The organism is Leucobacter sp. 1207-22 (assembly GCF_052850455.1).
Genome location: NZ_VXCR01000005.1, coordinates 1 through 12,864, shown reverse-complemented (window position 1 = coordinate 12,864; position 12,864 = coordinate 1). Strand labels below are relative to the sequence as shown.

Here is a 12,864-nt window from a genome sequence, read left to right as displayed (position 1 = left end):
GCTAGCATGGTGGGGTGACTCGCCCAGATACCGCGACCAAGGCCGCTGCAGACGTCTCTGCCATGTTCGATGACGTTTCGCCAAAGTATGACCTCATCAATGATGTGTTGACTTTTGGTAGTGACCGTTATTGGCGCCATATGACGACTGAAGCTGTTGCGCCGCATACGGGTATGCGATTGCTTGATCTTGCTGCTGGTACCGGTACCTCATCTGCTTCGTTTGCTGCCCGTGGCGCACACGTTGTTGCGGCTGACTTCTCTGAGGGCATGCTCGCTGAGGGGCGTCGTCGTCAGGCTGGAAACGAACGCATTGAGTTCCAGTGGGCAGATGCGACTGATCTTCCGTTTGAAGACAATTCGTTCGACGCGGCAACGATTTCATACGGACTCCGCAACGTACAGAACCCGAAGAAAGCTATTGCTGAGATGACTCGCGTAGTGAAGCCGGGTGGCCGCATCGTGATTGCGGAGTTCTCGCGTCCGACCAACGGCCTCGTTCGTCTCGGCTACGGTTTCTATGGCCGCCAGGTGTTGCCACGCGTTGCCGGGCTCATTAACCGCAGCGCAGCAGCTGCGTACGAGTACCTCAACGAGTCAATCGAGCAGTGGCCTGCACAGGAAGACCTTGCGAAGTGGCTTCGTGAAGCGGGCCTTGAACGCGTCGGGTATCGAAACCTCACGTTCGGCATCGTTGCATTGCACCGTGGGTTCGTGCCCAACGACGTCCCCTCGGTTACTGAGACACCGGTCACCTCAGACACCGCGAAAACCGAAGCAGACACGACAGCATCGGCGCCCGCTGAGCGCCCCGAATCTGGAGATGCAGAGTGAACGATCCGATCGTCGCTGATACGACTACGCAGGCGTTGCCGATGCGCATGTTCCGCAGCGCGCACGAGCGCCGCTTTGAGAAGAAGATGCGCGAGCAGCTCGACCTCATCGAGGACGGCCTGAACGAGCACCTCACCTTCGCGTCACCGGTTGCTGATGCACCAGCACGCTACCTTTCCGAAGCCGGGGGCAAGCGGATCCGCCCTGTGCTCACCGTGCTCGCGAGCCAGCTGGGCGACGGACCAAACGAGCTCGTTCGCCGCGCAGCACAGGCCGTTGAGATGACGCACCTTGCCTCGCTCTACCATGACGATGTCATGGATGACGCGAAGCTTCGCCGCGGCGTCCCTGCTGCTCAAATTGTCTGGTCGAACTCGGTTGCGATTCTCGCGGGTGACTTGTTGTTTGCCCGCGCTTCAACCTTGGTGTCTGGCATGGGTGAAGCTGCAATCTTGCTGCAGGCTCGTACCTTTGAGCGTCTCTGCCTTGGCCAGTTGCATGAAACTGTTGGCCCGCAGCCCGAAGACGACGAGATCGCACACTACATTCAGGTACTTGCCGATAAGACGGGTGCCCTCATCTCGACTGCTGCACGCATGGGCGCAATGTTCGGTGGAGCTAGCGACGAGATCGTCGAGGCAGTCACTGAATATGGTGAGCGGATCGGTGTCGCTTTCCAGCTAATCGACGACGTTATTGATCTCTCCCCGAAGAAGGAACAGACCGGCAAGCGCGCCGGCACTGACCTCCGTGCGGGCGTGGTGACCCTGCCGGTGCTGCTCCTTCGCGAGCGTGCAGCCAAGGGGAACGAAGCTGACGCGGCTCTCTTGCAGCGCATCGACGCAGGTGTCGAAGCAATCGCTGGTGGCGCGGATCCCGCAGTTCTGGACCCCGAGGTTGACGCACTCCGCAACCACGAGGTCACGCTGGAAACCGAAGCTACCGCCCGCAAATGGGCGAACGATGCCGTCACAGCGCTCGACGTGCTCCCGAAGTCTGCTGTGAAGCAGGCCCTCGTTGAGCTTGCCGATTCGATCGTGACCCGAGAAGGATAAGTACCTATGGAAAAGATGCGTGTTGCTATTGTCGGCGCCGGTCCCGCGGGAATCTACGCGGCCGATCTGTTGCTGAAAGCCGAACGTGACTTCGACGTTGAGGTGGATCTGTTTGAACAGCTCCCAGCTCCCTATGGACTTGTGCGCTACGGTGTCTCGCCTGATCATCCTCGTATCAAGGGCATCATCACGGCGTTGCGTGACGTGCTCGATTCTGGTGCGATCCGCTACTTCGGTAACGTTCGATATGGCGTAGACGTCACGCTTGATGACCTGAAGAAGCACTACAACGCGGTGATCTTCTCGACCGGTGCGATCCGCGATGCAAACCTCAGCATCCCCGGCGTTGACGCGGAAGGCTCGTATGGCGCGGCTGACTTCGTCAGCTGGTTCGACGGTCACCCTGATGTTCCCCGTACCTGGCCGCTTGAAGCACGGAGCGTTGGCGTTATTGGTAATGGCAACGTTGCACTCGACATCTCGCGCATGCTCATTAAGCACGCTGATGACTTGCTTCCGACTGAGATCCCTGAGAACGTCTACGAGGGCCTCAAAGCGAACCCCATTCAGGAGCTGCACCTGTTCGGCCGCCGTGGGCCGAAGTATGTCAAGTTCACACCGCTTGAGCTTCGCGAGCTCGGCGAGGTTCGTGACGTTGACATGGTGATTAACGAGGCAGACTTCGATCGTGACGATGCCTACGCTGATGAGACGCTCATGAAGAATAAGCAGGTCGTTGTCATGACCCGCATCATGGACAAGTGGCGCGCGGAGCAGAAAGAGCGCGAGGCAGGGGAAATTGCTCCCGCATCGCGTCGTCTGCACATGCACTTCTGGTCAAAGCCTGTTGCGGTCGTGACTGAGGAAGGCCGCGTCACCGGTCTGAAGATCGAGCGCACTGCCCCTGATGGAAACGGCGGGGTCATCGACACTGGTGAGTTCGAAACGATCCCCATGCAGTCGTTGTACCGTGCCATCGGCTACTTCGGCTCACCGCTTGAAGAGATCCCTTTCAGCGAAGAGCGCGGTGTAATTCCGAACGACAAGGGTCGTGTGCTGGATATCACTGGCGAGCAGATCCCTGGTGTTTACGCGACCGGTTGGATCAAGCGTGGCCCGATCGGGCTTATCGGACACACGAAGTCTGACGCGATGGAGACCCTTGAGTGCCTGATCGCGGATCAGGACAAGCTGTGGTCACCCGAGGAAACTGCTGCAGAAGCGATTCCGGCCTTGCTTGAGTCGCGCAACGTTCCCTACACGACAATTGATGGCTGGCACCGTCTCGATGCTCACGAGCTCGCACTCGGTGAAGCTGCTGGACGTACACGAATCAAGGTTGTGCCCCGTGACGAGATGACTGACATCTCGCGCGCCGAGTAGCAACTCGTCTTTCACAAGTGCTCAGCTTTGCTTCGGCGAAGCTGAGCACTTTTGTTTTCTCTCCATCAACATTTGAGGGGCAACAATAGTTCGAATCTAGTCATCGGTCACAGAAAACTAGACTTCTTTTCCCTGTGGTTTTAGGGTTTACCGCAGGGGGGCATTCACATCGATTGAGAAACGGTGAACGCCTTGAAAAAATCCGATACAACCTCTCACGACGGGTCGAGACGCTGTTCGCTTCCCAGACTGTCCGCACTGCTGTTGAGTGCCACCGTGCTGGCTGCCTCTGTGAGTGTTCAAGAGGCCTCTCCAGCGCATGCTTGGGATGGTTATCTCTATACGACGATTGACGGTTGGGCTGTCACTGAAGGCTATGTCCCTGGACTGATTGTCAACGCAAACATGAGAAATGCGTTGGCCCTCTTTCGAATTCCTAATCTTGGGAACACGGGTGAGATTCTCTTTCAGGCGACTCAAGGCGCACAAAGGTGTTTGTCAACGAACCAACCGCATCCAGAGAAGGCCTTGTATTGGGCACCGGTTGAAGAAGGAAACTGCCAGCAAGTAACTACTGTGCGAGCAGGAGGAGGCTGGACACAATTCGGCTTTGTCGCAAAGGACGGTCCATTTCGTGGTCGCTACTTGGGGCCAAACCCCGAGACAGGTGACATTGCGTGGCAACGACGCAGCTACCACAGAATTCAAACCCCATTTCCAGTGACGGCAGTATCGATTCTGGCTCCGCAGGGGATTAGTGTCACCAGGACACCACTCCTCGCTGGGCGAGGTGTTGGCCAAAAAAGGTTACACCTCACCAATGCCACTACCCGACAGCCGATCGGTTCGGTGTGGGTCGAGCGCGATGGGTATTGGTTTTTCCGACCAGAGAAGCCGTTCGCTTGGGGTGAGACAGTTGATGTCGTTGCAGTGCAAGCTATTCCCGGCGATAGGTCAGTCGCGAGCTACCGCTTTAAGATCGCCGATCTTGCAACTATTAGCGTCGACTCTGTCGACCCAAAATCCCGCAGTGCGATGGTGAGTGGCCGAGCCACACCGGGCGCGCTGATCGGCATCTACGACGCAAATCGATCTTTCATTGCGCGACGTATCGTTGATGAAAATGGCAACTGGAAGCCAATAGAGCTGAAGAACTTGAACTATGGCTCGCAAGAATTCTTCATTGAGCAGCACATTGATGCTGAAGAAGTCGTGAACCCTGATGGGCCAGCAAAGGTTCAGTTTGAAGTCCCCGATCCCGCGGTGCTCGAAGCAAAACGCAAAGCAGAACAAGAAGCTGCTCAAAAGGCTGAGGAAGCGCGACAGCGAGAGGTAGCCGAGAAGGCGCGTATCGCTGCGGAAGCCGAACGAGTGCGTGTTGCGGCAGAAGCTGAGAAGGCGCGTCTTGCTGAGGCCGAGCGAGTACGAATTGCTGAGGAGGCTCGACTTGCTGAGGAGGCTCGCCTTGCGGCAGAAGCAGAAGCAGAACGCGCACGTCTTGCAGAAGCGGAACGCTTGCGTGTTGAGGCAGAGAAAGCGCGTCTTGCTGAGGAGGAACGCGTGCGGGGCGAGGCCGAGGCAGCACGACAGGCTGAACAGGCACGGCTACTTGAAGAAGCCCGGGTCAAAGAAGAAGCTCGCGTCAAGGCTGAGGAGGAAGCCGAAGCTGAACGTGTCCTTGAGGTCGCTCGTGAAGCAGAAAAAGCACGGTTAGAAGCTGAAGCCGAACTTGCTCGTCTAGAAGAAGAAGCACGTTTGGAAGCAGAAGCAGAGGCCCAGCGAAAAGCAAGAGAGGCGCAACTCGTTGAGGAAGCCCGCATTGCTGAAGACGCTCGCAAAGCTGAAGAGATTCGCCTAGCCGAGCAAGCGAAACGTGAGTCTGAAGAGTACTCTCAGGGCACTCGCGGGGAGGGGACTGATGGAAACAAGGAATCATCTCTAACACATGAGGACAACGGTGAAGAGACTCAATCCATCACAGAGGAACAATGCGGTAGAGACGAGAAACAATCGCCTGAGGCTGAAACTTCAGAGAAAGGCGAGGACGGTGGGTATCCTTGGCCGGCTGTAGGAATCGTCGATAAGTCAAACGAAGGCACTGCGCCGCCTGCTGAAACGGGCAATGAAACCTCATCTGGCGCGGGAGAAATCGAGCCGGGGCCTCCCCCTACAGAAATAATTGACGGGGCGGGTGCTGGCAGTGCCGCAGGCGGTGGTGGCTCCATTGCTGGAGGCGGAACAGGAGCAGGTCTCGCCGGTGGTCTTGCAGGAGGAGTTGGCTTCGGAACTGGATTTGGTACTGGGTTCGGAACAGGCTCAGCGGGACGCGAGGAAGAACAGAATCAAGCAGGTGAAGAAGGAACTTCGGCACCTGGCGATTCAAATCCCCCAGAAGATCCTCTAGATCCCCAGATACCCGCGGAGCCTGAAGCACCTGTCGTTCCTGAGGTGCCGGCCGAGCCGGAGGTGCCGACTGAGCCGGAAATTCCGACTGAGCCTGAGGTTCCTGTAGCTCCTGAGGTGCCGGTTGAGCCGGATATTCCGGCTGAGCCTGAGGTTCCTGTAGATCCGGAGGTTCCGGTTGAGCCTGAGGTCCCGACTGAGCCTGAGGTTCCTGTCGTTCCTGAGGTGCCAGCTGAGCCGGAAATTCCGGCTGAGCCTGAGGTGCCGACAGAGCCCGAGGTTCCTGTAGTTCCGCAGGTGCCGACCGAACCGGAAATGCCGACCGAGCCGGATATTCCTGTAGGTCCGGAGGTTCCGGCTGAGCCTGAGGTGCCGACCGAACTGGAGGTTCCGACTGGGCCTGAGGTTCCGGCTGAGCCTGAGGTACCGACAGAGCCTGAGGTTCCTGTAGTTCCGCAGGTGCCGACCGAGCCGGAGGTGCCGACCGAGCCGGAGGTTCCTGTAGGTCCGGAGGAGCCAGCTGAGCCGGAAATTCCGGCTGAGCCTGAGGTACCGACTGAGCCCGAGGTTCCTGTAGTTCCTGAGGTGCCGACCGAGCCGGAAGCGCCGACCGAGCCGGAGGTGCCGGCTGAGCCTGAGGTTCCTGTCGTTCCTGAGGTGCCAGCTGAGCCGGAAATTCCGGCTGAGCCTGAGGTTCCGATTGAGCCTGAGGTTCCTGTAGTTCCTGAGGTGTCGACCGAACCGGAAATGCCGACCGAGCCGGAGATTCCTGTAGTTCCTGAGGTTCCGGCTGAACCCGAGGTTCCTGTAGATCCTGAGGTGCCGGTTGAGCCTGAGGTTCCTGTAGTTCCGCAGGTGCCGACCGAGCCGGAGGTTCCGGCTGAGCCTGAGGTTCCGATTGAGCCTGAGGTTCCTGTAGTTCCTGAGGTGCCGACCGAACCGGAAGTGCCGACCGAGCCGGAGATTCCTGTAGTTCCTGAGGTTCCGGCTGAGCCCGAGGTTCCTGTAGATCCTGAGGTGCCGGTTGAGCCGGATATTGCGGCTGAGCCTGAGGTGCCGATTGAGCCTGAGGTGCCTGTAGTTCCGCAGGTGCCGACCGAGCCGGAAGTCCCGACTGAGCCGGAGGTTCCGGTTGAGCCTGAGCTGCCGGCTGAGCCTGAGGTACCGACAGAGCCTGAGGTTCCTGTCGTTCCTGAGGTGCCAGCTGAGCCAGAAATTCCGGCTGAGCCTGAGGTGCCGACAGAGCCCGAGGTTCCTGTAGTTCCGCAGGTGCCGACCGAGCCGGAAGTGCCGACCGAACCAGAGGTCCCGACTGGGCCCGAGGTTCCTGGTGAGCCTGAGACCGGACCTAAACCTCCTACCGTGCCTGAGGCGAACCTACCCCACGAAAACGGAGAACATCTAGAGAACCAGTTAATTGTCGAACCAACCGTGGATCTGGGTAACCTAACTCAACGGAACGCAGTTCAAAGAAGGGTTACTAGGCCTCAGGTGCAAGAAGCCATTCAGCAAATTGGGCGAACTGAAAACAACCAAGTTCACCTTGAGAGCAAAATGGACTTGCCGAAGACAGCCGACGTCAAGCAACCAGATGACAAAAAGGTCGCGACGCTTCGAAACATTGAACTTGATAAGTCTGAGGCGAACACCGCCTCGACCTTTACGCCGTGGGGAATGATCCTTACCTTGATTGCTCTGTCAGCAGGAGCAGTTATGACAAGAACTACACGTCTCCGACGCAGATTCTCCTCATCGGCAGAAAAACAAGAGAATGAGTAGGGCTAGCGAAGGTTGCGTTCCCGCACTTCCCGAGCAACGGCTATTGCTTCGAGCACGCGAACGCGGAGTGCATTGCCACGATCCGTGAACCCACGTTGGCGCTGAGCATATTCCCGCTTGCCCGAAGATGACTCAATCGCAATCGCAGGTAGATCAAATTGACTGACGTCGTACGGTGAAGCCTGCATATCTACAGTGCGAATGTCGCGGGCGAGTTCAAATGCATCAAGCAGCAGGTCACCCGGAATGATTGGCCCAAGCTTGGTTGCCCATTTGTAAATGTCCATGCCAGCGTGTAAACAGCCAGCTTGTTCGTCGGCAAGCTGACTATCTCGTGAGAGAACCTGCCGGTTGAGCGGGCGCGCTTCGGGAGTGAAGAAGCGAAACGCGTCGAAGTGAGTACAAGAAATCGGATGACTTTCCACAACACTGTTGGTTGCTTCATGACCAATCCTCAATGGAAGTCCCGTGTGACGGATCTCCTCCGGAGTCGATCGGTAGACCATCGCCCACTCGTGCAAGCCAAAGCACGCAAAGTGTGGTGGTCTAACGATCGTCTGCTCGAGGAGGTTCGCCACAAAATTCACAGTTTCCTCACGCTTCGCAAAGAACCCGGTTGTGTCGACCTCCAAAGTGTTCCCACCCTGGCTGCGGTAATAGCGCCACTGAGAACGGGGCACCGTTGAATCCGGAGAAGCTTGCCCACTCGACGGCTTCAACGCTGCCCTTGGTTCTTCATCTGAGACAAGGGCCGCATCTGCAAGTGTGACGCCAGCTCCGGGATGCCAGCGACGAAGATCCGCTGGCTTAAAGGAGTAATAGGTCCAAAGAAAATCTTCAATGGGGTGCTTGACCCCAGCTCGTCGACGTTCACGATGTGCCGACGACAGCGTATCCGCACGCGTTTCATGGTCATGTTCTAGAGCAGACCACTCGTCATGTGTCAACAAGTTCGACCTCGTCACCTCTGGACCATCAAACGCCGGAATACTCACGCACTAAGGGTACCTGGATCGTTGAGAGCGACTACGATCTCATACTTCAGGAAAGCGAGAATGGGTCAACGTCACGGCCGCGTAAACGGTCAATCTCACGTCGGTCACGCTTCGTTGGACGACCTGCGCCACGATCACGGACCACCGTTGCTGGACGTTCGGTGCGGGGAGGCGGTGGCGGTGACTGGTCCTCAAAAAGTGCAGCCGCATCACTCACGCTGCCGCGACGAACGCCCAAACCACGCACAAGGTACACCTTCTCAAAGCCGTGAAGCCTGACGCGGACGGTATCACCAATCTTGATGGCCTGCGCAGGCTTAGCTGAGACACCGTTCACACGCACATGCCCTGCTTTGCAGGCAGATGTGGCCTGGCTTCTGGTCTTGGCTAGGCGGGCTGCCCAGATCCACGCATCAGTACGTACCGAGGACGGTCCTGAGAGAACTCCGCGAATGGAGTCTTGATGCTGTGGTTCCATGACTCCTGATCGTAGCGGGCAGAATAGTCATATGGCAGAGGAATACGAGACGATCTCAGGACGCGTCGACACGGAGATCGAGATTTCTCGATCCCGATTCCTCACCAGACTCGAACGTGTAGAAAATGAGACCGCCGCCCGTGATGTCATTGCTGCAGTGCGTGCAGAGCATCCTCGGGCTCGACACCATTGCTCCGCATTCGTGCTCGGGCATGACGGCAGAGTACAACGGTCAAATGATGACGGAGAACCGAGTGGCACGGCAGGCGCACCTATGCTCGATGCACTCACATCCGCCGGGCTGAGTGATGTTGTTGCTGTCGTTACCAGATACTTTGGCGGTATCTTGCTTGGGGCGGGAGGTCTTACCCGGGCATACCGAGCCTCTGTCGCAGACGCAGTGCTGGAGGCGAAACGCGTTCGCCGGGGACTACGGCATCAAATAACAGTGACCTCAGGATACGACGTGGCCGCACAAATCGAGTCAGAAGCCCGGCGCCGTGGGTTCACCGTTGGAGAAGCCACCTATGGCGCGGAAGTTGCACAGCAGTTTGCCGTAGCAGCGCACGAAATCGATGCACTTGAGACACTGGCAGCAGAGGTCAGCGCGGGCGCAGCCCGCTGTGAGCGTGGTGAGTCAGGATACGTCGATCTTCACTAATTAGTTCAGAGAGGCGCACAATGTCAGAGGCGACCGGTAGCCTTGCGGACATGGGATTCTGGTCTGAAATCGTCGGTCAGCCCGTGGCCGTTGAAATGCTTGACCGCGCAGCATCGTATGAGCCAGGGGCCGCAGCACCTGCACACGCATGGCTCATTACGGGACCAGCAGGATCTGGTCGCTCGAATCTCGCATATCGCTTCGCCGCCGCACTGATTGCGCGTTCTGAATCTGATCGAGACCGGGTCTTTGCTCAAGTGAAGGCGCAAACACACCCAGATCTAGGCGTACTCACCACACAAGCGGCAATTATTAAGATTGACGCCGCGCGCGAAGTGGTCACCACTGCACACTATGCGCCGAGCGATGGGCGATACCGCGTGATCGTTATTGAAGACGCGGATCGTATGCCTGAGCACACATCAAATGTGCTGCTGAAGGCCATTGAAGAACCCCCCGAGCGAACCATTTGGGTCTTGTGCGCACCAAGCGAGGCAGACTTACTCCCCACGATCCGCTCACGCACGAGGCTCTTGCGGCTAGTGACGCCGAGCATTGAAGATGTGGCCCAGTTGTTGCAAAATCGGGACGGTATTTCCCCCGAACGGGCTATTCAAGCTGCGCGACTTGCACAAAGCCACGTAGGCATGGCCAGACGGCTCGCAACAGATGATGAGGCGCTCGCTCGACGACAAGACTCGATCAAAGCCGCGCTGAGCGTACACACGCTCGGAGATGCGATGGCCGTTGCAGCGTCACTCGCAAAGATTGCCCAGACTGATGCCGACGCTTTGATGGACAGACTCGACGCCCGTGAACGTGAGGAAGCTATGCGCGGGCTCGGCCTGGCTCCTGGTGCAGCCATACCGCCACGACTGCGCTCACAAGTAAAAGCGTTGGAAGAAGAGCAAGAACGACGACGAAAGCGAAGCCTGCGGGACGGACTCGATCGCGTACTGACGGACGTTTCTTCGGTGTATCGCGACGTGTTGATGGCGGCGCTTTCGACAGCAGAAGAGCAAGATCTGATCAACATCGAATTTAGCCGTGCAATCGCTGACCTCGCAGAGCGATGGGTGCCTGAGCAGGCGTTGCAAGCGCTAGACGCGATCAGCGATGCTCGCGGGCGACTTATGCGTCAGATCACGCCGGGGCTCGTCATGGAGGCCTTGTTTGCTCGAGTCGTCATGATCCACAACCGCGTCATTGACGCCCATCGAAAGGTGCAGATGTGAGTGAACTCAACAACGCCGAAGAAATTGTACGGCAGAAGAGTCGACGCTTTCGCACGATCGTTACGGCGGTCGTTGGGCTGGTAATTATCGGGCTGATTGCCCTGCTGATTAGTGGTGGCTTCGGAGGACCAGTTGCGCAGCCCAAGAGTTCGAGCGATGACTTCCCTGCACCCTCCGCAAAGGTTGAGAAGACACTCGAGGGCTATCAAACGCAGGTGCCGGACTGGAAAGACTGCGGTGACGGGTTTGAGTGTGCGACAGTGTTGGCGCCGCTTGACTGGTCAGATCTGACGAGCGAACAGATTGGGCTTGCCATGATTCGCAAGCCTGCAACAGGGGCTCAGCCGCTTGGCAGCCTATTCATTAACCCAGGTGGACCGGGTGCATCCGGGATCGAGTATGCACGCTACGCGGGAACTGATGGTTTGGATGCAGTCCTGCTGAAGAACTACGACATCCTTGGTTGGGACCCACGTGGCGTGGGTAATTCCAGTCCAATCGAGTGCTTTACAGACGCTGAACTTGATGAACAGCTATACGGACTCGACGACTCACTCGATCTCACACGCGGATCAGCCGAGTGGCTTGAAGCCTCAACCGACAACGCGCGTGAAATCGGAGATGCGTGCGCCGAGAACTCAGGTGCCTTGGTCTCGCATGTAGACACGGAGTCAACCGTGCAAGACCTCGATATGATGCGCGCAATCGTGGGAGACAAACAGCTGAACTACTTGGGGTTCTCATACGGGACCTACATTGGTGCGCGTTATGCTGACCGATTCCCTGAGAACGCTGGCCGGCTTGTTCTTGACGGAGCCATCGATCCACGCGTCACAGAGCGCGAAATGGTCCGTGAACAAACCATTGGATTCGAGCTTGCGCTGCGTGCTTACGTGACGGACTGCTTGGCGAGCAATGATTGCCCGCTTACCGGCACCGTTGATGAAGCGATGAAGCAGATCAGCGACATGCTCGATCAGGTCGATGCCAAGCCGCTCCGTGGAAGCGATGGACGATATGTCTCGTCTGGAACACTGTTGACGGCGATCATCACGCCGCTGTACAACGAAGACAACTGGGAGTACCTCAACATGCTCTTCGAGAGCATCCCCGCGGGCGACGCCGACATCGCCCTGGCGCTCTCTGATTCGTATTACAGCCGCGATACCGACGGCAGCTACTCTGACAACTCCACCGAGGCATCATGGGCGATCAACTGCCTTGACTACCCATCTGATGCGAACGTCGAGGAAATGCGAGCTGAAGCAGCCGAACTCGAAAAGCTCGCGCCGACGATCGGTCGTTTCCAAACCTATGGCGGCACATTCTGCGCGGAGTGGCCGGGCGATGCTGTTGAGAATCGTGGCGCGGTCAAAGCAGAGGGTGCAAATCCGATTCTCGTAATCGGAACCACTGGTGACCCTGCGACACCGTACCTCTGGGCAGAAGCTTTGGCAGACCAGCTCGAGAGCGGCGTGCTCGTCACCTATAAGGGAGAGGGACACACCGCCTACGGAACAAGCTCATGCGCTTCGAAGGTAATTGATTCCTTCCTCGTCGATGGAACGGTGCCAAACGAAGACCCACAGTGTACGCAGTGAATTGACTTGCCCGATGCCATCAGCTCGGTAAAGAATGCATCATGGCGTGTCGCGCCTGATCGTTTGAAATCAGGTTGTGAGGTTGTGGGCCCTGTCTTAGGAGGAGTGCGATACCTGCTATAGTTATCGCTTGTGTACGGAGCAATTCGTACCAAGCCGCCTTAGCTCAGTCGGTAGAGCGATTCCCTCGTAAAGAATAGGTCACCAGTTCGATTCTGGTAGGCGGCTCCGTGAGGGCCTCGACGTTAACGTCGAGGCCCTTTTCGTTTCTACGTCACACCACAAGCGGTGAGTAGTAGGTGCTCCAGCGTGATTCAACTGTGGTTTACGTCGATGTGTGAACCTGGCCACACGACACTCCCGCGTTTCTGTTTGGGTTTGCGTTCGGTCGGGGTTCGGCGTAATGTATTCCCTTGTCGCCGCAACGTAGCCGGGCAGCAG

9 protein-coding genes and 1 tRNA gene are annotated in these 12,864 nt (G+C 57.5%); 8 read left to right on the top strand and 2 right to left on the bottom strand.

What is annotated here, in order from left to right:
* Nucleotides 1-14 precede the first annotated feature (14 nt).
* The 4 genes from ubiE (at nt 15) to FW756_RS10195 (ending at nt 7,453) form a co-directional block, all read left to right on the top strand.
* Nucleotides 15-833, top strand: coding sequence for a bifunctional demethylmenaquinone methyltransferase/2-methoxy-6-polyprenyl-1,4-benzoquinol methylase UbiE (gene ubiE / locus FW756_RS10210; RefSeq protein WP_446430049.1), 819 nt, complete (start codon nt 15-17; stop codon nt 831-833).
* A gap of 41 nt (nt 834-874) precedes the next feature.
* Nucleotides 875-1,888 (top strand): polyprenyl synthetase family protein, encoded by a 1,014-nt coding sequence (locus FW756_RS10205; RefSeq protein ID WP_446430143.1) that lies wholly within the window; start codon nt 875-877, stop codon nt 1,886-1,888.
* A gap of 6 nt (nt 1,889-1,894) precedes the next feature.
* On the top strand, nt 1,895-3,271 hold the full coding sequence (locus FW756_RS10200; RefSeq protein WP_446430048.1) for an FAD-dependent oxidoreductase: 1,377 nt from the start codon (nt 1,895-1,897) through the stop codon (nt 3,269-3,271).
* Between the two features lie 849 nt (nt 3,272-4,120).
* Nucleotides 4,121-7,453: a hypothetical protein gene (locus FW756_RS10195; protein ID WP_446430047.1), complete on the top strand. Its 3,333-nt coding sequence runs from the start codon at nt 4,121-4,123 to the stop codon at nt 7,451-7,453.
* 2 nt (nt 7,454-7,455) lie between these two features.
* On the opposite strand, the gene FW756_RS10190 is transcribed toward FW756_RS10195, so the two are convergent.
* Both FW756_RS10190 and FW756_RS10185 read right to left on the bottom strand, forming a co-directional pair.
* On the bottom strand, nt 7,456-8,448 hold the full coding sequence (locus tag FW756_RS10190; protein WP_446430046.1) for a 3-methyladenine DNA glycosylase: 993 nt from the start codon (nt 8,446-8,448) through the stop codon (nt 7,456-7,458).
* A 46-nt stretch (nt 8,449-8,494) separates the two neighbouring features.
* Nucleotides 8,495-8,926, bottom strand: a complete 432-nt coding sequence (locus FW756_RS10185; RefSeq protein WP_446430045.1) for an RNA-binding S4 domain-containing protein — start codon at nt 8,924-8,926, stop codon at nt 8,495-8,497.
* Between the two features lie 31 nt (nt 8,927-8,957).
* Here FW756_RS10185 and FW756_RS10180 point away from each other — a divergent pair, with 31 nt between their 5' ends.
* From FW756_RS10180 to FW756_RS10165, 4 genes are all read left to right on the top strand, one after another.
* Complete coding sequence (locus FW756_RS10180) at nt 8,958-9,587, top strand: YigZ family protein (protein WP_446430044.1); 630 nt, start codon at nt 8,958-8,960, stop codon at nt 9,585-9,587.
* 50 nt (nt 9,588-9,637) lie between these two features.
* A complete protein-coding gene (locus FW756_RS10175) occupies nt 9,638-10,822 on the top strand; it encodes a DNA polymerase III subunit delta' (RefSeq protein WP_446430043.1) in 1,185 nt (394 codons plus the stop codon).
* Nucleotides 10,819-12,423: an alpha/beta hydrolase gene (locus FW756_RS10170; RefSeq protein WP_446430042.1), complete on the top strand. Its 1,605-nt coding sequence runs from the start codon at nt 10,819-10,821 to the stop codon at nt 12,421-12,423. The genes FW756_RS10175 and FW756_RS10170 overlap by 4 nt, the downstream gene beginning before the upstream one ends.
* 155 nt (nt 12,424-12,578) lie before the next feature.
* Nucleotides 12,579-12,651: transfer RNA gene (locus tag FW756_RS10165), tRNA-Thr, on the top strand.
* Nucleotides 12,652-12,864 lie beyond the last annotated feature (213 nt).

Excerpts from the sequence above, each read along its gene's own strand:
- FW756_RS10205 (WP_446430143.1), top strand. The coding sequence starts at position 875 with ATGCGCATGTTCCGCAGCGCGCACGAGCGCCGCTTTGAGAAGAAGATG.
- FW756_RS10200 (WP_446430048.1), top strand. The coding sequence starts at position 1,895 with ATGGAAAAGATGCGTGTTGCTATTGTCGGCGCCGGTCCCGCGGGAATC.
- FW756_RS10185 (WP_446430045.1), bottom strand. The coding sequence starts at position 8,926 with ATGGAACCACAGCATCAAGACTCCATTCGCGGAGTTCTCTCAGGACCG.
- FW756_RS10180 (WP_446430044.1), top strand. The coding sequence starts at position 8,958 with ATGGCAGAGGAATACGAGACGATCTCAGGACGCGTCGACACGGAGATC.
- FW756_RS10175 (WP_446430043.1), top strand. The coding sequence starts at position 9,638 with ATGGGATTCTGGTCTGAAATCGTCGGTCAGCCCGTGGCCGTTGAAATG.